The organism is Pseudoalteromonas xiamenensis (assembly GCF_017638925.1).
GTDB lineage: Bacteria > Pseudomonadota > Gammaproteobacteria > Enterobacterales > Alteromonadaceae > Pseudoalteromonas > Pseudoalteromonas xiamenensis.
On sequence record NZ_CP072133.1, the window covers coordinates 931,086 to 955,001 of the forward strand.

Sequence of the window (23,916 nt, forward strand, 5' to 3'; positions counted from 1 at the left end):
CCTATCTAGTGACGCTTGAGTTTGGCCTTTAGGTATTCGTTGGGCGATGTGCCATACCATTTCTTAAACGCTTTATTAAACGAACTCTGCTCCGCAAACCCGAGTTTCTCAGCAATCAATGCAAGTGGCATAACACCAAGCAGTGGGGCTAATCGTCGTTTTCGCTCTTCATCGAGTAGGATACTAAAACAGGTATTTTCTTCTTTAAGTCGACGTTGAAGGTGACGGCAAGACAAGTTAAGCGCGGCGGCGACTCTGACTTGGTTCACATTAAATAAATCGGATTTGGCTTCAAGTAACATGGTCACTTGCCGTTTTACTCCCGACGTTTTTGCAAACATCGCAAGCGCATCATCAGACAAATGTAAAAAGGTACGATGCATCATTTCATTTTTACTCAGAAATGGAATGTCCAACAGGTGTCTGTCAAAAACAATGGCATTTTCTGACTGGTTTACCTGAATAGCACATCCAAACCACGCTGCAAGTTCAGGTAAATTCGTAGCAGGAATGTCAAAAGCAAAACGAACTTCAAGCGGAGACAATGTTGATTTTAGCACCTGCCGCGTCACTGCGACCCATGCCGTCATATTGCGTAAAACCACATGCGAATTTGATTTACTAAAAGGCTGCCAACTGATTTTCGCTTGCTGCTGTTCTGTAAATTCAGCACGGCCGATATTCGCAACCAACGCATCGTATCGCAGCAAAGCTTCTATCGCCTGTTTTAAATCACGACTCGATTCGACTAAGTAACCCAACACACCGTAGTCTGCAGCAAGAATGGATTGCCCTAAATGGAAGCCAAATAACGTGTCCTTGGTAAGCCTTGCGCCCACCTCCAGCAAAGTTTCATAGGACTCAAGCGGCACACGCACATCATGCTCTCCTTCTGGCCAGAAGGACAAGTGGCTGTGTAGCAAACGTTCGCTAATACCTTGGCTTTCAAGGTAAGCAATGACACTGGCAAAATAAACGTAGGACGTTGAGTAATTCATGTCGCAATTGGACAAAAAGTTGGCGTTATCCAGCAAGATAACGGAAAACAACCTCGTTAGGCTAGTCTCAAATAGGAACTTATAAAGAAAAGTCTGATGAAAAATCGTTTTGTGGACGTCACTTCAATCCACATCATTCCAACTACGCCGACTAATCTGCTCACAACGTTGCTTGACCATAATCAGCTTTCTCGTTTTTTCGGTGCGTCCATCACCGAAATTCGCCCAGCAATGGCGGGGGCCGTTAAAGGTGGAAAAGGCGCACAACGATTAGTCTCGATGCTTGGATTTAAATTTATCGAAGAAATTACAGATGCCTCTGTCGATAAAATTGAATATGCCATACAAGGCAATTTTCCATTGAAAGATCATCGTGGTGTTATTGAATTTTACCCATGCGACGCGCACACCGTAATACGCTACCAAATTATTGGTCTAGTTCCGCGATTTCTTCCCACGTTTCTCATGGCGTTAATCATTCGTCGAGATTTAAAGCAAGCTCTGAAAAAGCTGGAGGTATTTCATGCCTGTTGAATTAATATTACTAGCCTTAAGTCCAATTTTCCTAGTGTGCATTGCGCTTGAGTATTACTTCCATCCAACCGATTACGCACTCAAAGATTCCATGCAAAATACACTGCTTGCCCTTTTGCACCAAGCGAGTGACGCTATCGCGCTTATCCTTCTCATGCCGCTATTTTACTGGCTCGCCCAGTTTGCACTGTTTAACATTCCACTCTCTCCAGAATCTTTACTGATAGGCTTTTTGTTGCAAGATTTTTTGTATTATTGGTTTCATCGCGCTTCGCACAACATTCATTGGTTGTGGTGCGCACATGTGGTTCATCACAGCTCCGTTCGCATGAATTTCACCACGGCTTTTCGCCAAAGTTTACTTTATCCTGTGTTAGGCATGTGGCTGTTTTGGCTACCAATGATATTACTGGGATTTGACCCTAAACTGGTGTTTGCCATTGTCGCAATTAATTTGGCCTTTCAGTTCTTTGTACACACAAAGCACATCGGAAAATTAGGTTGGCTGGAACACCTGTTTAATACACCGACACATCACCGAATTCACCACGCAAGCAATGATCACTACCTAGATAAGAATTACGCCGGTGTCCTTATCATCTGGGACAAACTTTTCGGTACCTATGTTGAAGAAGATGCAAATATTACTATCGAATATGGGATAAAAGGCCCTGCACCTCGAGATAACCTTATCGCAATTAATTTTGCTCAGCTCCGCCATATGTTGAAGTCGGTTAGGCATGCACACGGGCTAAAAGCGAAGATTCAGGCAATGTTTGGCTATCCTTCCACGCTTGATAGCACTTCAACTGAAACATCTTCCATTGAGTTTACTCTTACAAGCCCTCATAGTAGGGAAGAAACCAATGATTGAGGAAAGACAAATGATTGAACAAGGACAAGCTTTACCACAAGGTGTACTTGCAGAATTGACAAGCGATGGCGTAGTAAATCACGAAACAGCAACGTTGTTTGCAGGCAAAAAAGTAGTTGTGTTTGCAGTACCAGGTGCGTTCACACCAACGTGCTCAGCAGCTCATTTACCTGGTTACGTGACACTTGCAGACAAGATCAAAGCCAAAGGTGTTGACCTGATCGCCTGTGTTTCAGTGAATGACGCCTTCGTCATGAAAGCATGGGGTGATGCTCAAAATGCACAAGAGATCGCCATGCTTGCTGATGGCGATGGTAGCTTCACCAAAGCATTAGGCCTTGAAATGGATACTGGTGCATTTGGCGGTGTTCGTTCACAGCGCTATGCGATGATTGTTGAGAATGGGGTCGTTACAGCGCTTAACGTTGAAGCACCTAAGTCGTTCGAAGTCAGTAAAGCAGAAGTGATTCTGGATACGCTGTAATACGACGGCAAAACGATTCAAATAAAGAAAGGCGCTTTAATGCGCCTTTCTTTGTTCGTCTCAAAATTGGATTAGTTGGCCTCTACAGCCTCAGAAATCGGGGTTCTTGCATGCGCACGAGCATAAATTTTCTTACGCAGGGCGCGTTGCAGTAAGAAAAAGCTCAGCGTCGCTTGCAAAAATACGGTCGCTACTGAAAGCGTCCAAATGGTCGTCACCGCTAAATCATCTTGCGACACAAAATACACTAACAAGCACGAAAATGTAGAAACACGTACAAAAGTACTAGCTAGTGAAGGCAATGTATTGCCAAAAGCTTGAAACATGCCTGAAGCCGCAAAGACCATCCCTGCTGGAACAAAATTAAAACCTACAAAACTTAAAAACGTTGCTGCCACGAGAATTACTTCAGGATCATTGCTAAAGGGACCTAAAAACCATTCAGGCACAAAGATACAAGGTATCGCCATAATTGCCATCATTCCAACGGTCATACCCATCGAAATCTTATACGTTGCGTACACCCGCTTCACTTTGCCGGCCGCATAGTTTTGCCCTGCAATGGCCGGTGCAGCAAACGCAATTGCCATGACGGGTAAAAACAGTGACTGCATAATTCGAGTACCTAAACCAAAGCCTGCTTGTTCCGCTGGGCCAAAACGGCTCAAAGCCCAATAAATTAGCGCCATGTAGAAAAACGTCAGCATAAATTCGCTTCCTGCAGGAACACCCACTTTTAAAATACCTTTAAAAATTTCCCAGTTCGGTGTCATTTTGGCAAAATGCAACGTCAGCGTATTGGGGTTTTTGTAGAGGTATTTGATCACCAGAACTAACGCAAAAATCGCTGAAATGGAGCTTGCGCAAGCCGCACCGCTCACGCCCATTTCAGGTAAAATGCCACCCGCACCGGTAATAAGTAATGGAGACAACACGGCATTTAAAATGAGTGCTAACATTTGGATACCCATCAAAGGCTTAACAAGTCCAGAACCCCGCATCGAAGCAGAAATCACCGTCAACACAAATTGCAAAGCAAGTGAAGGCAAAAACCAGTTAAAGTAGCTAAATGCCATTTGTCTAGTAAGTTCGTCAGTCACCAATGTGTTGATGTAGGCATGGCCAAAGTTATACCCGACAATGAGTGTTAAAAGCGTGGCAGCCAGACCATAAAACATACCATGGCTGTAAATCGACTCTGCTTCATCACGGTTTTTCCGTCCCATGGCATGAGCGACTAGCGTTGCGCAACCCACATTAAACACTTGGGTTAATGCCATGATAAAAAAGAACAAGTTTCCAGCTGTACTGACGCCTGCAAGCGCAGCCTCGCCTAATTGACCAACAAAAAACAAGTCGATAAGAAAATACATTGTTTGAATGAGCATGCCCATTGCAATGGGGACTGCCATGTGAACAATGTGTTTTTGTATAGGGCCTTTAGTTAAATCCTGCATTAAATATCCCTTAATAGACGACGCAAACAACGAAACCTTGGCTCTATACGACGGGTATATGACGTTTAAAACAAAGGCTACCACTAGGATGTCGAGATCCTAAAAACCAACTGTCTAATCTACCTGAGTCACGAAATTTTGCCTATTTAAAGAGTGTAAAAAAGTTTAACGCGACGAAAACAAAATACCTGTAAGATCACATACCTAAATTTTAATTGAACAACCGTACATCACGTTGAAGGAAGCTCCGTGGACGACACTCTTTTACCTCTTTTTAGCACTATTTTATTGCTCTTCGCGAGCGCCGCGCTGTTCTTTTCTCGCAACATGGCCTTTTTGTTCGGTGTCATGACCATCGCATGTAGTTTCGCCTCAGGGATCATCTCTGCAATCGAGCACCGCAGTGATAGGCATACTTGGCTTACTGCTATACGTTCACACCCGAGTCCAAAAGCCATCTCTAAAGTCGTTCCTGGCCGGACTGCTTTTACTTGCCTGTGTACTTCTTGCTGCACACTTACTGCCGGGATTTAATAATCCACAATGGCTAAAAGAAGAATTCAAAAGTGATTCCAGCTTAGCCTTTTCAATGTATTTAAATTTTGATAAAGCATTGATACTTTTCATCCTTGCTGGACTCTATCCCTTTTTGTTCGACAAGCAAGTCTCCGTTAGCAACGAGACTTTGGGTATCTCCCCTCGCTCTAAACTCATCCTGATTTTGTTGTTTGGGAGTATTTTCCCTCTCGCCATGACACTGGAACTCATTGAACTTGAGATGGGACTGCCTTCTTGGTGGTGGCTGTTTGCCCTCAATAACCTACTTATCACTTGTACCGTTGAAGAAGCTTTTTTCCGTGGCGCACTTCAAGGACAAGTTCTAAATCGTTTTGGCGCCGTCAGTGCACTATTGATAAGCAGCGTATTATTTGGTGCAGCTCATTTTGCGGGTGGATTGGAATACGTATTGGTGGCAACCATAGCCGGTTGTGGCTATGGTTACGTTTACGCCTCAACAGGTCGACTTTCACTTGCCGTGCTGAGCCACTTCGCGGTCAACTTTATCCACTTGGCCTTTTTTACTTATCCTAAACTTGCTCCTATCGATCTCTAGTCGCGATATGCAAATGTAGGTCTTCTCTTTGTGACTACAGCAATCGGCAATGTAGACGTTGTAGTCACAGTGATGCCCCTCTTGCATCCTTGACGTGTTTTTGCACGCCCATTTCCCAACCATCTAAAACTAAACATAGAAAAAATATTTTAATTATTATTCAATAGATTAATCTGTTTTTTTGTGTTTTCACCACTTTTCCAAGCTATTTAAATACTGAATAAATAAATGAAATGTTCTTGCACTTTTCATGCAACCCCCTTAAAAGTGAAATAAATGTTAATTTAAAATAAATACTCTACATGACAATAGCAAAGGATACTCTGCACATGACACGGCATTTACTTTCACTCTCTACCCTTGTTGCGCTCACGCACCCTGCACTTGCGAGCGATTTTCAAGCACTTAACGAAGCTCTACCGCCAAGTTACGTCATTAACGGCACCGAGCCGGTTTTCGATTTTGATGGCGATGGTTGTTTGCCAAGTGCCGGCATTAGCCGTTCAGGTCAACAAAATGCGGGGTTAAAAACCTCAGGGAAAATTACTGGCGATTGCCGAGATAATCATTTTCTCAATACGTCAAACACCGTGCACCGCTATGTCTGTCAGGACAACGTAACAGGCTACTACTGCGCACACTTTTACTCATTGTATTTTGAGAAAGACCAAGTTTTTGATTACTTTGGAGGTGGCCATCGGCACGACTGGGAATACGCCGCTGTTTGGACAAAAAATGGATTGGTTACACACGGTAGCTACAGCGCGCATGGAGACTTAAATACAAAGCCTAAAAATGAGCTGCCGATGGAAAACGGCCACCTTAAAATCGTTTATCACAAAGATGGCATTTTAACGCACGCAATGCGCTTTGCTAAAAACAACGAATTTGCCGAAAACGCCTATAATCGCTTCGTCACCCCCAACATCATAAGTTGGTATCGCATGACTGGCGACGGTATTACAAATTCAGAACTGCGAAGTAAACTAAACTTGTACGATTACGGTTCTGCGACATTACCTGTAAAAGACAGTCGCTTTCTTTACAACGTAAACCGCTTCAAACCTGCCGAATATCCGTCCTTCACAGAATATGATGTAGAACATTCGCAATAATGTTCGCTTGATTCTGAATGCGTTTGGCCAACGAGCATAACGTAGCCACCAAGAAAACGGCATTAACCTTGCCGTTTTCACTTATGTCTCAACACAAACATTTCCCTGATCAAAATTAAAGCAAATAATTCCTTCCCAAATTAGAGTAAATATGTAAAATCACAAATTTGCAACAATTGAGTAACTTTATTGATGCACAATCCCAAAGTTGAACAGTTTGGGTAGTTCGGAAGTTCTTCTTCGAATGCATGGATAGCGCCACATAACTTTAATAATAACACACGGTTAGCTATGAAAATTTCAATTTACAGCCCTCTCACTGGATTATGCGTAGCAATGCTTTCTTTTCAAGCATTCAGCGCTATACCAAACAATTACTACCAATCGGCCGATACGTCGTCCTCTACTACGTTAAAATCGAGTCTCCACACTATCATTAAAGGTCACACCAAGATCCCCTATACGGCATCAACAACTGACACGTGGGACGTGCTAGAGCTTGCTGATCAAGACCCGGCAAATGCGGCAAATGTCATCGACCTATACAAAAATGCCAGCTACATCAAAGCGGGTGGCGGTAACACGAACTATAACCGAGAGCATTCTTGGCCAAAATCATATGGCTTCCCAAACGATGGACCTGACAATTACCCGTACACGGACCTGCATCACTTGTTTATAGCTAACAGCAGTTATAACTCCAGTCGTAACAATAAGCCGTATGCGCTTTGTAGCGATGCTGCCTGTATCGTGAAGAGCACTGAAGTGAATAATGGTCGTGGCGGTGGCGCTTTGGACATAAGTTTAACGCTTGGCAGTGGTGCTGCAGATGGCATCTGGCAAACTTGGCCAGCTCGCCGTGGTGACGTTGCTCGTGCGCTGATGTATTTAACTGTTCGCTATGAAGGTGGCGTACATTCAACGACAGGTGTGGCTGAGCCAGACTTAGAATTAACGGACAACCGTGCATTGATTGAGGCTTCAAATACGGGAGGCAATGAAGCTACAGCCTATATGGGCTTGAAATCCGTACTCATTAGCTGGAACCGTGAAGACCCTGTTGATGATTTCGAACGTCGCCACAATGAAGCCGTTTTTCAAGCTCAAGGAAATCGTAACCCTTTTGTTGACCACCCTGAATACGCAGCTTGTATATTCGAAAACCAATGTACGGGCACCCCTACTGGTCAACTTCCAGCAACACCATCTGGCTTTTCTGGGGTATCGGGCGATGGTTCAATTCGCTTAACATGGCAAGCTAACACCGAAAGTAACCTAACAGGCTATCGTATTACTCGCCAAAGTGACACCAGTGCAGAAGCAACCTTAGCAACCGTAACAACCACGTCGTATATCGATAACTCAGTAAGTAACGGCGTACGCTACCAATATCGTCTATATGCGCAGAATAATCTCGGTAATCAATCTACAGCAGCCAGCACATCGTGGTTGACACCAGCAACAAGTGTCACCGACGGTATTTGGATCAACGAATTGCATTATGACAACGATGGTACGGATGTGAATGAAGGTGTTGAGGTTGCCGGCAATGCTGGTCTAAATCTAAATGGATGGCAGCTTATCGCGTACAATGGTAATGGTGGTGCCGCTTATAAAACAGTGGCCTTGAGCGGTACGCTTAGCAATCAAAGTAACGGATTTGGTACAGCCTCATTTGCTATTTCGGGTCTGCAAAACGGTGGTCCCGATGGTATTGCGTTAGTCAATGCTGCTAATCAGGTCGTCCAGTTTATCAGTTATGAAGGAAGTTTTACTGCGACGGATGGCCCTGCCAAAGGTGTCACCTCTCAGGACATCGGGTTGAGTGAATCCACCACATCACCCGTTGGTAAGTCTTTGCAATTGAAAGGGTCTGGTACAAACTCAAGTGCATTTACATGGGCTTTACAAGATGCGTCGTTCGGTCAAATCAATCCCGGACAATCTTTTGGTGGCAGCACCCCTCAAGAACCAAGCTTGTTTACCAATAGCAACCAAATTGCAATGCCGGATAATGGTAATGTTGATTCCACATTAAACGTATCAAAAACTGGGGTATCAGGGAATGTCATGGTCAGCGTAAACATCACGCACAGCTATCGTGGAGATATTGCCTTAACCCTTGTAGCACCTGATGGAAGCCAATATTCTCTGAAAGAGAAAAACGGCAACGACGGCGTCGCAAATGTTGTCGAACAATTCTCGGTCAATTCGACGAGTAACAGCCAAGGAACTTGGACGCTAAAAGTATCAGACAACTACAAACAAGACACGGGTACATTAAACAGTTGGTCACTTCAATTTAGCCAATAACCCCCCCCCCGATATGACGCGTTCACTCATGTTGCGCGCGGTGCGAATAGCCCTGTTTCCGTTGGTAGTATTCCAACGCAAACTGGGCTTTTTTATGAACGAATTTCGTCCTAGAATTTGTAATAACCTGCTGAGCTAACTACAGTTAACCTAGTTCGCGCGTACACATTCAAACGGAGTCTTACATGGCGCAACGCTCTCTTCTTTGGCCTCTACTATGTGTCGCCTTACCCAGTGCGTGGGCTGATTCAGATGAACGAGCTTTGTTCGACTTATCGTTAGATGAACTTCTTGCAACGACCGTAGAAACAGCAAGCAAATATAAAGAATCGTTTACAGAATCCTCTGCGATAAATACCGTCATTAGTCGCGAAGAAATCAAAGGTTTTGGTGCGAACAACCTTGTTGAGGTACTTGAACGAGTCGTCAGTGTTCATATGACCGGCTCAAATTTTTTTCCTCAAAACGTAATGTCAATGCGCGGGGATTTACTCGGCCATTACGATAACCATGTCTTAATGCTCTTAAATGGTCGCCCTATTCGAGAATCTTATGCCGGTGGCGTTAACTTTTCTGTTTATACCGCATTACCGCTTAGTGTTATTGAACGCATTGAAATCATTCGCGGTCCAGGCTCGGCACTTTATGGCACAAACGCGTATTCCGGCGTTGTGAATATCATCACCTCAAAACAACAACAGTCCCAGATGACGGCAACTTTTGGCAGCTTCGATACCAAAGCATTGGAACTGTCTAGTCATATTGAGTCCGAAGAACTAAAGGCCAACATTGCACTCAAGTTGTTTGATGAACAAGGATGGAATTTTGCGGCATTTGATAACAACCATGTGTTCGGCCAAACCGATTACGGTGAAACAAACGTTGGCCTCTTTGCCGACGCAACCTATGGCAATATTTCAACGAACTTACTTTACACGAGCAGCAAACAGTTATTTATTGGCGCATCGGCTGACTGGGTTGCAGGCCCTGCACTTGATGACAGAACCATGGAGTCAGAACGCTTATTTATCGATATTAGCCACGAGTTTAGTTTTGATGCTGATTGGCTAATGCAAAGCCATTTGTCCTACTCCACGATGGACTTCGATCATTATAACTATCTCGGTAAATCCAAAGACACCGCATTGGAACTCACCACGCTTTATCGTCCTTCTGAACAGTTAAATTGGGTGATTGGGGCTACGCTTTGGTATCAAGATGTGAGCTCTGAAGCGCGACTTGCGAAAGCACCCGTACCTGACTTTACTGCAACATGGTACACGACTTACACGCAGGTCGACTATAAACCGTTTGCAGCGTTAAAACTCATAGCAGGTTTACAGTGGAATAAAGCAGACCAACTCGATGCGAAAGTGGTATCTCGTTTAGGTGCAACGTATCAACTCACCCAAAATATTGGTGTTAAACTCATGCGAGCACAAGCCTATCGGGCTGCATTTGGTGTTGAAACGGGTTTTTCCCTCATACTCACGAACCCTGATGGCTCTATTCGTGGCGGCCTTCGCGGAAACCCAAACCTAGCTCCAGAAGAAATCACCACAACCGACGCCCAAGTCTTTTATCATTCTCAACAAGTCCAACTCGCTGCAACATTTTTTCACAGCAAACTTAGCCAACTCGTGACACGAGAACGTGCGGCAGACAACGTAATTGATTTTGTAAACAAGGGTAAATTGACCCTTGATGGTTGGGAGCTCGAAGGCAAATACAACCTCAACGAACATTGGCATTTAATGGCAAGTTACAGCTATCAATTTAATGAAACGGACACCCACATCGAGAACTTTACGACGGTGCCAAACCACCTTTTTAAAATGGGTGCAATTTATCAATCAATGCATGGTGTCAGCGTTGGGGTTTTCCAAAATTATGTGACTGAAGCAACTGACATTGCGGTGCAAAACCCTGCTCGACAAGCGTATAACCCTGCAGCAAGTCAGTACGCCCTTTGGAGCGCCAAAGTAAGTTTAGATTTGGGCCAATTCAGTCCGAGCTTCGCCAATACTCAAATCAGTCTCTATGGTTACAACATCACCGATGAGGACATTTATCATCCTGATTTTATAGGCAAACGGATTAACACCCTCCCCGCACGCCAAGGCAGAAGTTGGTATTTAAATGTGAGTTATAAGTTTTAGTTCTAAAATCTACTTATGAAATTTTTCGAAATTAGTCTAGGCTGAGTAAAAGCGTTTTTTGTACCAAAGTTACCTTGCTTAATTTTGATAGACCATGTTGGCTCAAGGAGGGCTAATGGATACTGAAAGTCAAATTATCGCTGCTGTTGCGTCTTACAAAATAGTTTCATTACTAGTAGGTTCAGCATTCGCTTTTATGGGCTACAAGCTTTTCATGGCTGGTGTTTGGGGTGATGCTGGCGATGTAGAGGCTAAATTTCGAGATAATTCCCTTATTGTTAAAAAAGCAGCTCCTGGCACCTTTTTTGCCTTATTTGGTGCAATTGTAATCTGCGTGACATTGTTTAAAGGACTTGAACTTAGAGATAAGAGTTCAAATGTTTCACATGTGAAAGTCGTTGAAATTGTAAAGGAAGATAGCGATGGACTACCTGAAAAACCTCCTTTTTAGTACTTCATTCTTTTTAGTAATCTTATATTCTCAGCAAATACAAGCTGCTGAGCGTGAAGACCTGTACGCAGAGGCAAAAACGGCTTACGAAGCCCAAAACTATGTGGTAGCTCTAAAAAACTTCTATGCATTCTATATCGTTAATCAAGACGCAATTTACGCACTTCCTGCGTTTAAGGAATCACTAGAAAAGAAAATAGCTGAGTGCGAGGCAAAACTGACACTAGCACTTGCCTCAAATAAATTAATAGATATGAGTAACGGGAAATTTGTAATTCGCACAAATGAAGTAAGCACTGACTTTTCAGGGACAGGTAAAGAAATTCAACAAATATTACATTCCAATACTGGGGTTTTAGAACGAATGCTGGACAAGCGGAAAGGTCATCCACAGAACCAATAGAAACACTTTCCGAACTCTAGATTGTAGCTCTGTCTGTGTATAATCGAGCACTTAATTAAGTTGGATTAATACGATACTTTCAAAAGTAACAATGGCTAGGAATAGTTGAACCCAGACGAGTTCCCCAAACACCATGTTATTTCGGCTAATCCAATAACCCAGCTTGGAGCGCTTTTAATACAGCACGAGTGCGGTCTCTCGTATTAAGTTTGGCTAAAATTGTTGAGACATGGTTTTTCACCGTCCCAGCTGCAAGAAAAACCGCATCGGCAATTTCTTTATTTGAATAGCCCGCGGCCATTAACTTTAAGATTGCTAATTCTCGGTCATTTAAGGCCTCAATATTGGGATCTGCAAACGTACTGAGTTGTTCTTTGGTTAATTGGCCAAGTAGAATGGGTTCTGCCAATGTTTGTCCATCAAAAACGGCTTCTACTGCTTGCGTGAGTTTCTGACTATCGACGTCTTTCAGCAAAAAGCCATTTGCACCGGCTTGCATGGCTTCAATAAACAGATCAGGCTCATCGAAGGTGGTAAGCATTACGACCTTAATCGTTTGATTGTGTTGGCGTAACGCTTTTAAAAAGGCGATGCCATCCATTTTGGGCATACGAACATCCACCAGCAGCACATCTACCGAACTTTGCGCAACTTTGTCCAAGGCTTCTTGGCCATCACCCGCTTGCCAACACAGATCAAACGCGGTATTCAAGGACAACAAACTTGCTATGCCCTGTCTAACCAGCGCTTGGTCATCAACTAATGCGACTTTAATCATTGCTTTTCCTTATTAAACGGGAGCACGGGCGACCAGCACCCACTCGCCAGCCTCTTGCGTCACGTTAAACATCCCCTTTACGGCTTGCATACGCTCTGACATGCTTTTTAATCCAACACCTTGCGACCTCACTTTTCCCTGTAGGGTATTTCGAATTGTGAGCACCAGTGCATTTTCATTGATGTTTAGTGTTACGTTTACATCACTTTGACTGTGTTTCAGTGCATTCGTTAGACCTTCTTGAGCAACACGAAACATCGCTTCTGCGGTGAGATCTGGAATAGCATGATCCGCTAAGTCACAGTTAAAGGTGATGTGTCGACTTGAGATTCGTTCTATAAGTTCAGTCAACACGCGTTTTAAGTCGATGTCCATTTGGCTTCGCTGCGCTCGAACAACTTTACGGATCTCTGCCAGTAATTCTTTGGCCACTTGTTTCGTTTCCAAAATACCCTCTTTCACAGGGGACGTAGCCTGATGTGATAGAAACTCTAAGTTTAAAGTCAGGGCCGTAAGCTGATGCCCACAAATGTCATGAAGATCACGGCTGAGCTGCAACCTTTCGGATAATCTCACTGATTGTTCCAGCATTGTTTGTGTTGCAGCCAACTCCGCGTTTTTAATTTCTAAAGCGGCTCGCGCCAATTGCTCTTGTACCACGTTTCGACTCACCGCCAGAGAAAACAGTTGAAACGCAACGTAGAGTAAATTCCCAACAAGCACATTCAACCAGTTCAGATCATAAAAGGTCGTGTGGACTGTAAATGCGGCTAAGTTCACGCCGAGCAACATCATCACAGCAAGGCGCATAGAAAACACAAACGGCAGTTGGCCTGCTAATACCACCAATAGAATCGCACTCATAAAATGCGGCGTTGTCAGGCAAACACCACCATAAGCCACAATTTGCACGATGATGGCAGCAACACGTATTGGTTGAGGACGGCTTAGGAATGACGATAAGTTTAACGTAAGGAATGCGGCACCAAACAGCCCAATAAAACTGTGCAACTGAACCGTTATTTCAGGCGTTTTAAGTATCACCAGCGTAATAATGGCCGCTAAAAGCCCAGAAATACAGAGTGTTGGATTAAATCTATCGTGTGCGGAAGACATAACGGCTCGTTTCTTTTTTTGAGCCATCATAGACAGCCTGCGTGCAAAAACCAAGCATCAAAGGTAAATCGTGACTTTTGGCATGAGCTTCTCAGTACATTCAGTTGAATATTTATGAACCAAAGACTTGCGAAAAAGGACCGTTGCCACCAAATTAAATTCGGTATTTCTTTTTCGTCATCAATATTGGACACCTTTGTGTCCAACGAGGTGATGCAACTCTTCTCGTTTAACCTTGCTTAGGAGCAATGGACGTGGCAAAACTCAAACTGACGTATTTTGATGTACATGGCGGGCGCGCAGAACCGATTCGATTGGCCTTGTACCTTGGTGGCATTGAATTTGAAGACTATCGTTTTAGTTATGGAGAATTCCCAGAAGTGCGCAAATCAACGCCTCTTGGACAAGTCCCAGTACTAGAAATTGACGGGTTAGCGGTGACTCAAAGTAATGCCTTAACCACCTACGCAGGCAAACTCGCCGGTTTATATCCAAAGGATGATTTTCAGGCCCTGCTTTGCGAAGAAATCATGGGTTCGGTTGAAGACGTGACAAGCCGAATCGTGAGCACGTTTGGATTACAGGGTGAAGCACTTATTGCTGCTCGAGAAAAAGTCACTCAGGACTATTTGATTCCGCATTTAAATTGGCTGACGACAAAACTGGGCGACAATAAGTACTTTATTGAAAACACACTGTCTGTTGCAGACCTTAAAACGCTTGCTCATTTGGCATGGTTGAACAGCGGAAGACTTGATCACATTGCCAGTTCACTTGTTGCCGAGCACGCACCAACACTCCAATCTTTCTTTAATCAGCTCATGCAGCATCCGAAAATTGTCGAATACTACGCGACGCACTAGTGTCGTGTAGAATGGGCGTATCGCTACGCCCAATTAGCTTTCCTTAAGATACACCAGTGGCTCGGCTGTCTTTGTCGCTACAAATTCAATAACGTCATAGCGAGCAACGGCGTGGGCATAGAAAGGGTCTTCCGCTAAGATAGCTTGTAATGCGACTTGAGAGTCTGCTCGAGCAAGGATAACTCCCCCTGTACGAGGGTTTTTACGACCCGATAGTAAAAAAACATCTGCCTCGTAATATTTGTCCAAGAATGCTATATGTGCCTCGAGATGTTTTTCAATTTCTTCTAGCGGGGTTTGATACGTAATATTGACAATAAACACCTTAACTCCTTTTTCGTAAGATCAATTCTGAACTTAATCGGCTGGCAAACCCAGTATTTTGACGTGTGGTAATCTGAGTTCTAACCACGATTTAACCGCATATAAATCTTTGACTGGGAAACTGAACTGCGCAGTCACGCCAACAGACAACGGATTGTATGGCAATGACAAATATGCCTTCTCTTCAACCGATTCAAGTACCAATTTTTTGATGTCATGGATATTGAAATCGTGCTCTCCAACATGAAGGGTATTTTGGTTTACATTGAGCATTGAAAAAGGCACATCGACATGGCGTATTAGGTCGTTTTCACGATAAAAACTACCCACTACGACAGCGACCAAGCTAAACATACCTGCCATGCTCACGATGAATTTATATGCGTCGTTGACTAACGCTTCATAACAGGCAAAAGGCAACAAACCAAAATACACCACGACCACAGCCTTGCGCCACCTCGGTAGTGATTGAAAACGAGTTCCTAGATTTGCAAACATCATCCAGCGCCATTAAATTAGGTACATACAAAATACCATGCGGGCTGAAGTAATTCGATAAGAAAAACGCTAACTGCATGAAAATGAGAACAATAAAAAGCGCCTGTACGGCGCTTTCGAGTATCTGAGTTATGGCAAACAACTCGCCTTAGTAAAGAAGTACCTTACTTCATAGTCTTCACACGTTGTTTTGCTACTACTGCCACCATTACTGGAATTCCAACAAGCAAAACCGGAACTATCGTTGACGAGTTTTTGCCCCGTGAGACTTGAATCCAATTTCGTATCCACGACTCGCGCGACAATGGCGGCGATGTCACTGGCTTCGCAACTTGCAGAAATATTGCCTGCGGTTTTATGTGTGTTAAACAACTCGTTATCACCGCTTGAAGGATCATCTTTGTCCAACCAATTCGTTGCATATAAACCTCCATTTACAAATGAGTTGGCGATTTTATAAATCCCAAGCGAGTCGATTTCGCTTCCTTCTGTACCGTGAAAGGCAAATATTTGCTGCGTTGAAGTGGAAGTATACGTAGTACAGCTACCGGAGCTGGTGCCACCCGAAATAGTACTGCCCGTGCTCGATGTAAACTTCAAATAGTAGACCGTATCGTAACCATACTTTTCATCATCTCTACAGATTTTCACATCGTCTAAGTATTGCCCTTTGCTGCTGTCAAAGCTAAGCGTACTTCCCCAACTTCCACCGCTCCCACCATAAGTGACACATAACTGCGAGGTACCAACACTTGCATGGCTGACACTTTGTGTTGTTTCGTAACATGCTTGCAACCCATTGATTCGACTACCAGAACGAATACGAACCGATTTTAAGTTATAGGAACCACCAACCAGCGCTTTGCGTTTTAACATGCCAATACCGTCAAACGCATCGCCTTTGTTCGTTGAACCCACCGCACTTTTCTCAATAAACTGCCAATCAATGTAGTTGGTTGCGTTTGAAAGCCAAAAATCGTCAAATGCTTTGTAGTAATTCACCCAATGGTTCTCGCTGCTAGAACCAATAACACTGAGTAGCTGAACTTGTTCATAGGCATTAAATGGCATACCAAACGTGTAAGTCCCCCCTAACGCTTTACAGCTTGCAAACCCCATGTGCCAGGTGCCTTTTTCAGACGAAAGCTTCCAGTTTCGGTCCTCGTCCACACAAGCGTGATATTGATAAGTGGTACAGGCCTTGTCCGCAATAGCATCATCGTTTTCAAGACTTGCACAATCCCCGTTGCCGTTTGGACGGTTCGCTTTCCAAGACCAAATATAATCTTCTATTTGAACTTCATTTGCTCCATACCCACTTGCGGCACTCGTGTTATTCGCCTCGACTAAAGCAAGTTCCAAAATCTGAGCACCTTTTTTGGCCCAACTACTCATCACTTTACTGCCCGTTTTACTTGAACTTGGGCCATCCGTGTTTAATTGGGTCGCATCATCAATAACAACCGTCATGTTTCTAGCATTGTAATGCGACGTTTGGTCGTTACTGACACATTTATCGTTGCCGTTTTGACAAAAGGGCTGGTTACTTTTAAGGTTGCCACTCGAATCAAAAGCATCTACACCGATAAACACGGTATTCCAAAATTTTGAGTAGTTACCTGCACTGTGATAAGAACATAAATCACTGTGATCACGTGGTGTTTGCACAACTGCAACGATTTGCTTGCCCGCTGCAAGAATATCGCGTTTAGTCAGATGCGAAACGGGCAATGACGCACAGCTTTTATCTGGATATCCCCAATCTGACGGCAGCAGCAAATAGTCACCGATGTCGTTTTGCAACCGCTCACCAATTTTGTTATGCCAATTATTATGATCGTTGTGTTTGTAGGCCTCTATCTTAAGCAAGACCACTTCATCAGGGTTAGCTTGTAAAAACGATTTCAAATCGTCTAACCCTTCGGATAACTTGGCATGGAAACTAGAGCAGAGTGCCTTATTCTCTAACGAATTGTGGCAAAGCATTGGCGTCGAATCGAACGTTCCTTCAGGGTAAATATCAAATTCCATTTCGCGAATACCGCGACTTAACAGGCTTTTTGGTGAGTAATATTGATTGACATCGGTATACGTTCCCTTACTCCAAGAGTAAGACGCGTAACCGTTGTGCGCACCTGCCCAAAGTGTCTTGGAAAAAGGCGCAAAGTTATCGATTTGTCCTTGTAAATCTAGACGGGTTACCTTGTCATCATCAGTGTCTATTGCTGCATTAATTGACCAGGGTATTGCTGTTGCCGCTACAACACTCGCAAACAGCAAGGCGAGTTTACTGAATTTGTTACGTTGTTTCATGGTGAAATTCCTCTCCTTTTCACTTTACAGTAGGTCCTTAAGCCAAAACGCGCAGACCGCATCGTTTTGGTACGAGCAACCAAATTGACCAATCAAGCACCGATATGATTGGTATCTGTAATTAAAATGGAGGAAAGTGCAAAGAATGAGGAAGTTCAAAAACAAAGTAACAAAATAGTTAGCAATGTTAAAGTTTGGCGGTTGGGCAAGTATTCAAGACGATGACTTGCCTCTAAAAAACGTGAACAATATCAGGGATTCACTACGACACCATCGCAATACATTCGGGACGTTTGATTTTCTCTTAGGATTTGAACTTGGTCGTAATCAATACCCGCAAGTGTTGGCTCGATAGTTTTATCAAAGGCCATTGCGGCAATTTGCAGAGCATCACTTTGCCCATCTATCAGCTTAAGTTCTGACTCCATCTCCGCAAGCGCACGGTCTAGTTTTTGACTTGCAGCTTCTATACGGCGCTGGTTGTCATTCTCTCGTTCTTCATAATTAGCATAAGCCTGACGAATGTCGGCAATTTCATCGTCATGTGATTGAATAAGCGCGTCCACCTTCTTAAGCGGTAACGCCACTTTATCAAATTCGCGCTGCTGCGCCTTTAACCGATCATAAGCCGCCAATTGTAACTCATTTAGTGGCACGTCTAAAACTGGCTGGCAATCGCTGTAGGCAATTAAACGTGCCGGTTTAGTTTTGTCTGCAGACAGTGTACTCGCCACCGTAGTAATTGATGCCATACAAGCAACCAAAGCAAGTGTCATTTTAAATCGCATTATTCGCTCCATTCGACGAGTTAGTGTGTGGTTTCCCAAAGTTAGTCGCACGAACCGCGTAAATAGTTTGTTTGGACAAACGTAAATGAACACATTTATTGTATACAATATATTTTATTCATGTTAATACTGTAATTCGTTCCCTGTTTCCTTAAGTGTGACAACGTTAACAAACAACTCGAGGCTAATATGAATAACAAAAAATGGCTCCTACTGTCCGCTTCACTGGCGCTAAGTGCGTGCGGTGACAACAATAAACCCGTCACTGTCGTTGATGTAGTGACACCTACTCCAGACCCTGTAATTACGACTCCAGAACCCAGCTTCCCATTTGTTGAGGATCCGGTTATAACTTTGGATAGCGTAAAAACAGGTATCGAGACGAGCAGCCCAATTGGCTACTATTTGGATTTGGACACCGCTGCGCCTACGCTCATCATCAGCTTAAGCAGCGGTACAAAAGGACTCGCACTTGGGGATCCGGACGTGTACGTCAAATTCGAGGGACTCCCTGCAGCGGGTGAAAACCCTATTTTTGACTGTGTCTCATTTAATGGTTCAGACAATAATGAAACCTGTATTATCGATAATCCAAAACCAGGTCGTTACACCATCTTGATTGACGCGTATGAAGGCGGGGAAGTAAGCGATGCGACGCTATTTGCCACCACTTCCCTATTCAAAAGCAGTGAGCTTTGCAACGACATGGTGCGGGTACGGATCCAAGAATCTGTTGATGAGAACACGCGCGAACAACTCTGCCAAACATTGATAGAAACGAAGTCACGCTTTGAAACGGTGCTCAATGCTGATCGCTCTGCCGATGTAGGCGTACCCGTACCGAACGATTTAAATAACATCACTAACATCAATATTTTTGCGAGCCTTTCCAATCACATGTCATGGGTTGAACACCTGTGGGATTCAGACAATCGCAGTGGGATTTATTTTGAAACCGCCCCGACGGAGTGGTATCACGATTCAACCATTTTGACGTTCAATGCGTTAGAGTGGAGCGAGGGTCGCCCTGTGATGCGCTCTCTCGCACATGAATACGTGCATGCTTTAGATGGTCGCTATAACAAAGAAGGCGGTTACCAAGCTCAAATGGGTTGGTGGTCAGAGGGCCTTGCCGAATACATTGGCACCTATTATCAGCGCCCTTATCAAATGCTGTTCGACTCAGCACAGGAAACAAAGTACACCCTAAGTGAAATCACAAAACCGGAAATTGAATACGGTTCATTTTATGATTGGGGAACACTCGCCGTGGCGTACTTAATTGAATCGCATCCTGAAACCGTAAAAGCGCTAATCACTAACATGCGAGCGGGTAATTGGGAAACTGTCGCCAGTGATCTCGACGCCTTTTCATCCGCCTACCAATCGGACTTTGCAAACTGGCAAGCCACTAGCCTAGTTGATGCGTTTAAAGCCAGTGCCAAGCCACTCCCACTGAACCAAGCAACACAAATTAACGGCCGCGGAGGCTGGTTGTTTAAAGTCAGTGTACCCGCTAACGCACCATCATTAACTATCACCACGACCGGTGGATCAAAGAATGTCGATTTATGGGTAAATCAAGGTGAGTCCGCACACCCTGCGTTAACACAAGACATCTCTTGCCAATCTATCACTCCCGACTCGAATGAAGAAAAATGCGTCATTGCAGCTCCTATGGAAGGTGAATATTACGTCACCGTGGGGTCCGATTTTTCGGGTGCAGACATCATTGACTTATACGTAAGTGCCTGTCTAGGCGAGAATTGCTCTGTCAGTAAACCAGATCCAATCACCACGGTTACGCCAACAGAACCTTACTTACCGCATTGGCCACAAAAAGGGCAACTGGGTACATGCAGTTTGTTAGAGAGCTATGGTCGCAGTACAGCTAAAGTTGACGGGTTTTCGCTACAGAATACATCTGACAAAGCACTCAACTTGTACTGGATTGATTATCGTAATGGCACAAAGCCCACCGCCGCATTTCAAACATTGCCGGCAGGAGAAACCTTCAGCTCGGATGCATGGCGCATAGGCGACCGGATGATGATCGGCGATTTGGCAAACAATTGCTTGGGCGTCGCAATTGTCAATGACACTCAAAACCACTTTATCGCTGACGCGGCATTTGCAGCCAACGCGGTCGATGAAGCCCCAATTCCCGTTGCTACGGCACAAATTGGAAGTTGCGCGTTGCTCACAAGTTACAGTCGAGAAGGTGGCAATGCCCCTGAGTTTGCGATTTTTAACCAAAGTGAAACACCTGTCACGTTGGCTTGGATAAACAACAACGATGGCAGTCTTTACTATGGCTCTTACGGCACACTAAGCCTGGGTGACCACTATGCGAACAGTAATTGGCGTGTCGGCGACCGCATGGCGTTGTTAGGTGGCGAGGGCCAATGCTATGGCGTCATCGATTTAAATGCACAGAGTAATATCTACGTCATCGACGCCACTTTGTTTAATTAACTCCCTGAATTGGAGCCTTCAAGATTTTTCGAGGCTCCTTTATTTTATTTCAACGTCGTTGTGTTCTTTGACGCCAAGGATGGTGTCACTTTTTGCATTCAATCTCATTCGGTTGCAAAGCGCAGCGACACTGACTACCCTCAGATTATCTTGCTTCGTTAATTGAATACTGGCTGCGTATTTCGTCCAAACTAAATCATGGTTCAGCATAGTTATTCGGTCTTTGAATGTGTCTCTGTGAAATAGAGTCGATTCAATCAATGCAAAAGGTGTCGTTGCTTAAACATGGAAAAGCTAAAAAAACTAAGCCAATTGTCTGCCCAAATGGCTGTAGGTTTGTCTCTTGAGCAAATGCTAGTTCAAGCTTCCGATTTACTGCGTGTTCATTACAAGGTCGATGGGCTTTCTCTTTGGGATTTTGATGCACAGGAACGCTGTTTTCGCTGCACATTTTACACAGGCTCTTTGCCTTCAAATTTAGGTAAATCCATTCCTGAAACTAAAATCCCGGCTTCTTTGCTTGATCCAGAGCGCTTCGCGCTGTTTACCACAAAACGTCACATGAATGCGGAAGAAACCGCATTTTTAGAACAATATCGCCGGCATGAAGCGGCCGTTGCGGATTATTTACTTACGCCTATTGCGCCTGGAGAGGCGATCGAAGGCTTCTTATCTATCCGAACCACGTGCCTCATTGGAGATTGGAAAGAAGATGATTTAGATACGTTGCTGGTGGTTATTGCACAAATTAAAGAGCGCTTTCTGAGAGATAAATACGACCGCTTGCTTAAAGATTTACAAAGAGAAAAGTCTCTACTGGACGAAATTCAAGACATCGCCAAAGTCGGTGGTTGGGAATACGACCTGGCAACCCAAAGTATGTATTGGTCAGAAGAAACCTATCGGATATATGGTTATCCTGTTGGCTCGACAATCGATGCTCAAATCGGTATACAACATTACGAAGGGGAAGATAAAGCAAAAATCATTGCTGATTTTGAACAACTTTTGCAGTCGCAAACCCCTTACGAACGCGAGTTACGGTTTAAAGATGCCAGAGGAAAATTAAAATGGGTTCGAACCACTGGCCGCGTGCGTGTTACACATGGTAAGCCGACGCATGCCTTCGGCGCGTTTGAAGACATCACAAAAGAGAAAATGCTCATCAATAAAGAGCATGATGCGCATGAATACCTCGCAACGATTATCAATAACCTTAACGATGTTATTGTCACTGTATCCGACACTGGTACGATTCTCACCGCTAACGCTCGCGTAGAAGACGTGTTTGGTTATACGCCCGCTGAGTTGGTGGGTCAAAATGTATCGTGTTTAATGCCAAGCCCGTATGGCGAAGTACATCATCAATATATTGAAAGCTATCTAAAAACGGGTAACGCTAAGATTCTTGGCATTGGTCGAGAGTTACCTGCTATGAAAAAGAATCAGGCTGTATTTCCGATTGAATTGTCGTTAACCGAAGTGCTTCAAGACAATGAGCGCATTTTTATCGGCATTATCAAAGACATTACTGAGCGAAAAAATGCGGAAGACAAAATCTACAAATTGGCTTATTTCAATCCCCTGACCAATTTACCGAACGCGTTCTCGTTTGAAGATCATGTCACACGTCATATTGAAAAAGTCCGCTTAGTGAACGGCAAATTATTATTGGTAAAACTCGATATTGATAATTTTGGCAAAATTAACTTATCACATGGCCGAAAAGCTGGTGACTATGCCATTTCAATGTTAGCAGACCGTATTCGTGTCACTGCCGATGCCAACTTCGAATTATTTCATTACCGAGGCGACATATTCTATTTCCTAAGTCGCCACTCTCATGTTCAAAAAGAACAAGAGCTCATTCTAAATTGCGAGCAATTGGCGACGAAATTATTTGAATTACTCGAAGATGAAATCATTATTGAGGGAATAAAATACAAGCTTAATGCAAGTATAGTCAGTTCGATTATTGATGGTTCGCACGCGACGCTTGAGGTCTTGTATGAGCTATTAAATATGGCCGTCAAACAGGTTAAAAGCGAAGGGGGTAATCGCCATGTTGTTTTAGATAATCGCGCCCACCATTACCTTGAACGCCGTTCAAAAATCAAAGCCCGTTTACCTCATGCAATCGCCAATGACGAATTGTATTTGGTCTTGCAGCCTCAGTTAGACGTTCACAAACGCTATTGTGCTTGCGAAGTCCTTATCCGTTGGCACTCCAAAGAACTCGATTTTGTGCCCCCCAATGAATTCATTGAAATCGCCGAGGAAACGGGGGACATTTTTGAAATAGGGCAATGGATCTTGCAACAAGTTGCCAAGCTTATTGCGACTCATCAACCCAAGGGCAAAGTTGCAATTAACATCAGTGCAAAACAGCTCGCGCGAGCTGATTTTGAGCATCAAGTTCTCAGTGCATTTCGAGACCATCATGCGCCGTTCAATAAAGTCGTACTTGAAGTGACTGAAACGACGTTAGTCCAAGATTTGGACATCATTAGAGCGAAACTCGAACGTCTGACAGCACTTGGGATTGAATTCTCGATTGATGATTTTGGCACGGGCTATTCAAGCCTGAGCTACCTTCAGAATTTAGCTATCCATGAAATCAAAATTGATAAGTCGTTTGTCGACGAAATCCAAGACACACATAAAAATGTGCCGATTGTTGATTCTATTATTCAGTTAGCTGCAGGGCTTGGTTCACGAGTGGTTGCGGAAGGTGTCGAGAATATTAATCAATTCCAATATCTTGCAGATAGGCGGTGCGAGTTATTACAAGGCTATTTGTTTTCGAAACCATTGAGCATCGAAGATTGGCTAAGCTTTATGAGACGACACGAATAGGTC

The 23,916-nt window shown here is 43.9% G+C and carries 21 protein-coding genes; 12 read left to right on the forward strand and 9 right to left on the reverse strand.

Features of this window, described 5'->3' with window-relative positions:
- Positions 1-5: 5 nt before the first annotated feature.
- Positions 6-998, reverse strand: coding sequence for an AraC family transcriptional regulator (locus J5O05_RS04590; RefSeq protein WP_208843791.1), 993 nt, complete (start codon positions 996-998; stop codon positions 6-8).
- Positions 999-1,094: 96 nt separating this feature from the next.
- On the opposite strand from J5O05_RS04590, the gene J5O05_RS04595 reads away from it, so the two are divergent.
- From J5O05_RS04595 to J5O05_RS04605, 3 genes are read left to right on the forward strand one after another with little or no spacing between them, the layout of a single operon-like run.
- Positions 1,095-1,532 carry an SRPBCC family protein gene (locus tag J5O05_RS04595; protein ID WP_208843792.1) on the forward strand — a complete coding sequence of 146 codons (438 nt, stop codon included), beginning with the start codon at positions 1,095-1,097 and terminating at the stop codon, positions 1,530-1,532.
- Positions 1,522-2,406, forward strand: coding sequence for a sterol desaturase family protein (locus J5O05_RS04600; protein ID WP_208843793.1), 885 nt, complete (start codon positions 1,522-1,524; stop codon positions 2,404-2,406). Before J5O05_RS04595 ends, J5O05_RS04600 begins: the two co-directional genes overlap by 11 nt.
- 10 nt (positions 2,407-2,416) lie before the next feature.
- Positions 2,417-2,890, forward strand: coding sequence for a peroxiredoxin (locus J5O05_RS04605; protein ID WP_208843794.1), 474 nt, complete (start codon positions 2,417-2,419; stop codon positions 2,888-2,890).
- Positions 2,891-2,961: 71 nt separating this feature from the next.
- Here J5O05_RS04605 and J5O05_RS04610 read toward each other — a convergent pair whose 3' ends face one another.
- Entirely contained in the window at positions 2,962-4,347 is a 1,386-nt protein-coding gene (locus J5O05_RS04610; RefSeq protein WP_208843795.1) for an MATE family efflux transporter, read from the reverse strand.
- A gap of 403 nt (positions 4,348-4,750) precedes the next feature.
- Between J5O05_RS04610 and J5O05_RS04615 the strand changes: the two genes are divergently transcribed.
- The 6 genes from J5O05_RS04615 (at position 4,751) to J5O05_RS04645 (ending at position 11,902) form a co-directional block, all read left to right on the forward strand.
- Positions 4,751-5,461 (forward strand): CPBP family intramembrane glutamic endopeptidase, encoded by a 711-nt coding sequence (locus tag J5O05_RS04615; protein WP_208843796.1) that lies wholly within the window; start codon positions 4,751-4,753, stop codon positions 5,459-5,461.
- A 329-nt stretch (positions 5,462-5,790) separates the two neighbouring features.
- Positions 5,791-6,576 (forward strand): NPP1 family protein, encoded by a 786-nt coding sequence (locus J5O05_RS04620; protein ID WP_208843797.1) that lies wholly within the window; start codon positions 5,791-5,793, stop codon positions 6,574-6,576.
- 291 nt (positions 6,577-6,867) lie between these two features.
- On the forward strand, positions 6,868-8,889 hold the full coding sequence (locus tag J5O05_RS21650; RefSeq protein ID WP_244369793.1) for an endonuclease: 2,022 nt from the start codon (positions 6,868-6,870) through the stop codon (positions 8,887-8,889).
- 185 nt (positions 8,890-9,074) lie between these two features.
- Positions 9,075-11,048, forward strand: a complete 1,974-nt coding sequence (locus tag J5O05_RS04635) for a TonB-dependent receptor plug domain-containing protein (RefSeq protein ID WP_208843798.1) — start codon at positions 9,075-9,077, stop codon at positions 11,046-11,048.
- A 115-nt stretch (positions 11,049-11,163) separates the two neighbouring features.
- The gene (locus J5O05_RS04640; protein WP_208843799.1) at positions 11,164-11,499 is read left to right on the forward strand and encodes a hypothetical protein; all 336 of its coding nucleotides are present in this window, start codon (positions 11,164-11,166) and stop codon (positions 11,497-11,499) included.
- A complete protein-coding gene (locus J5O05_RS04645; RefSeq protein ID WP_208843800.1) occupies positions 11,471-11,902 on the forward strand; it encodes a hypothetical protein in 432 nt (143 codons plus the stop codon). Before J5O05_RS04640 ends, J5O05_RS04645 begins: the two co-directional genes overlap by 29 nt.
- A 145-nt stretch (positions 11,903-12,047) precedes the next feature.
- Here the strand turns inward: J5O05_RS04645 and J5O05_RS04650 are convergent, their stop codons facing one another.
- Positions 12,048-12,680, reverse strand: coding sequence for a response regulator (locus J5O05_RS04650; RefSeq protein WP_208843801.1), 633 nt, complete (start codon positions 12,678-12,680; stop codon positions 12,048-12,050).
- Positions 12,681-12,692: 12 nt separating this feature from the next.
- Positions 12,693-13,796: a sensor histidine kinase gene (locus J5O05_RS04655; protein ID WP_208843802.1), complete on the reverse strand. Its 1,104-nt coding sequence runs from the start codon at positions 13,794-13,796 to the stop codon at positions 12,693-12,695.
- Between the two features lie 248 nt (positions 13,797-14,044).
- Between J5O05_RS04655 and J5O05_RS04660 the strand changes: the two genes are divergently transcribed.
- Entirely contained in the window at positions 14,045-14,659 is a 615-nt protein-coding gene (locus tag J5O05_RS04660; RefSeq protein ID WP_244369795.1) for a glutathione S-transferase, read from the forward strand.
- A gap of 33 nt (positions 14,660-14,692) precedes the next feature.
- Here the strand turns inward: J5O05_RS04660 and J5O05_RS04665 are convergent, their stop codons facing one another.
- The 4 genes from J5O05_RS04665 to J5O05_RS04680 all read right to left on the reverse strand — a co-directional run bounded on the left by J5O05_RS04665 (position 14,693) and on the right by J5O05_RS04680 (position 18,582).
- Positions 14,693-14,983 carry a YciI family protein gene (locus J5O05_RS04665; protein ID WP_208843804.1) on the reverse strand — a complete coding sequence of 97 codons (291 nt, stop codon included), beginning with the start codon at positions 14,981-14,983 and terminating at the stop codon, positions 14,693-14,695.
- 33 nt (positions 14,984-15,016) lie between these two features.
- Positions 15,017-15,484, reverse strand: a complete 468-nt coding sequence (locus J5O05_RS04670) for a hypothetical protein (protein ID WP_208843805.1) — start codon at positions 15,482-15,484, stop codon at positions 15,017-15,019.
- Positions 15,485-15,610: 126 nt separating this feature from the next.
- The gene (locus tag J5O05_RS04675; protein WP_208843806.1) at positions 15,611-17,794 is read right to left on the reverse strand and encodes a jacalin-like lectin; all 2,184 of its coding nucleotides are present in this window, start codon (positions 17,792-17,794) and stop codon (positions 15,611-15,613) included.
- 251 nt (positions 17,795-18,045) lie between these two features.
- Positions 18,046-18,582 (reverse strand): hypothetical protein, encoded by a 537-nt coding sequence (locus J5O05_RS04680; protein WP_208843807.1) that lies wholly within the window; start codon positions 18,580-18,582, stop codon positions 18,046-18,048.
- Positions 18,583-18,771: 189 nt separating this feature from the next.
- On the opposite strand from J5O05_RS04680, the gene J5O05_RS04685 reads away from it, so the two are divergent.
- Positions 18,772-21,057: a collagenase gene (locus tag J5O05_RS04685; protein ID WP_208843808.1), complete on the forward strand. Its 2,286-nt coding sequence runs from the start codon at positions 18,772-18,774 to the stop codon at positions 21,055-21,057.
- Between the two features lie 39 nt (positions 21,058-21,096).
- Here J5O05_RS04685 and J5O05_RS04690 read toward each other — a convergent pair whose 3' ends face one another.
- Complete coding sequence (locus J5O05_RS04690) at positions 21,097-21,267, reverse strand: hypothetical protein (protein WP_208843809.1); 171 nt, start codon at positions 21,265-21,267, stop codon at positions 21,097-21,099.
- 75 nt (positions 21,268-21,342) lie between these two features.
- Between J5O05_RS04690 and J5O05_RS04695 the strand changes: the two genes are divergently transcribed.
- Positions 21,343-23,913, forward strand: a complete 2,571-nt coding sequence (locus J5O05_RS04695) for a sensor domain-containing protein (RefSeq protein ID WP_208843810.1) — start codon at positions 21,343-21,345, stop codon at positions 23,911-23,913.
- Positions 23,914-23,916: the final 3 nt, after the last annotated feature.

Bases quoted from the DNA above. Each gene is read 5' to 3' on its own strand.
- J5O05_RS04635 (WP_208843798.1), top strand. From the start codon at position 9,075: ATGGCGCAACGCTCTCTTCTTTGGCCTCTACTATGTGTCGCCTTACCC.
- J5O05_RS04600 (WP_208843793.1), top strand. From the start codon at position 1,522: ATGCCTGTTGAATTAATATTACTAGCCTTAAGTCCAATTTTCCTAGTG.
- J5O05_RS04685 (WP_208843808.1), top strand. From the start codon at position 18,772: ATGAATAACAAAAAATGGCTCCTACTGTCCGCTTCACTGGCGCTAAGT.
- J5O05_RS21650 (WP_244369793.1), top strand. From the start codon at position 6,868: ATGAAAATTTCAATTTACAGCCCTCTCACTGGATTATGCGTAGCAATG.
- J5O05_RS04610 (WP_208843795.1), bottom strand. From the start codon at position 4,347: ATGCAGGATTTAACTAAAGGCCCTATACAAAAACACATTGTTCACATG.
- J5O05_RS04660 (WP_244369795.1), top strand. From the start codon at position 14,045: ATGGACGTGGCAAAACTCAAACTGACGTATTTTGATGTACATGGCGGG.
- J5O05_RS04595 (WP_208843792.1), top strand. From the start codon at position 1,095: ATGAAAAATCGTTTTGTGGACGTCACTTCAATCCACATCATTCCAACT.
- J5O05_RS04695 (WP_208843810.1), top strand. From the start codon at position 21,343: ATGGAAAAGCTAAAAAAACTAAGCCAATTGTCTGCCCAAATGGCTGTA.
- J5O05_RS04690 (WP_208843809.1), bottom strand. From the start codon at position 21,267: ATGCTGAACCATGATTTAGTTTGGACGAAATACGCAGCCAGTATTCAA.
- J5O05_RS04640 (WP_208843799.1), top strand. From the start codon at position 11,164: ATGGATACTGAAAGTCAAATTATCGCTGCTGTTGCGTCTTACAAAATA.
- J5O05_RS04650 (WP_208843801.1), bottom strand. From the start codon at position 12,680: ATGATTAAAGTCGCATTAGTTGATGACCAAGCGCTGGTTAGACAGGGC.
- J5O05_RS04620 (WP_208843797.1), top strand. From the start codon at position 5,791: ATGACACGGCATTTACTTTCACTCTCTACCCTTGTTGCGCTCACGCAC.
- J5O05_RS04680 (WP_208843807.1), bottom strand. From the start codon at position 18,582: ATGCGATTTAAAATGACACTTGCTTTGGTTGCTTGTATGGCATCAATT.
- J5O05_RS04655 (WP_208843802.1), bottom strand. From the start codon at position 13,796: ATGTCTTCCGCACACGATAGATTTAATCCAACACTCTGTATTTCTGGG.
- J5O05_RS04675 (WP_208843806.1), bottom strand. From the start codon at position 17,794: ATGAAACAACGTAACAAATTCAGTAAACTCGCCTTGCTGTTTGCGAGT.
- J5O05_RS04645 (WP_208843800.1), top strand. From the start codon at position 11,471: ATGGACTACCTGAAAAACCTCCTTTTTAGTACTTCATTCTTTTTAGTA.
- J5O05_RS04590 (WP_208843791.1), bottom strand. From the start codon at position 998: ATGAATTACTCAACGTCCTACGTTTATTTTGCCAGTGTCATTGCTTAC.
- J5O05_RS04670 (WP_208843805.1), bottom strand. From the start codon at position 15,484: ATGATGTTTGCAAATCTAGGAACTCGTTTTCAATCACTACCGAGGTGG.
- J5O05_RS04605 (WP_208843794.1), top strand. From the start codon at position 2,417: ATGATTGAACAAGGACAAGCTTTACCACAAGGTGTACTTGCAGAATTG.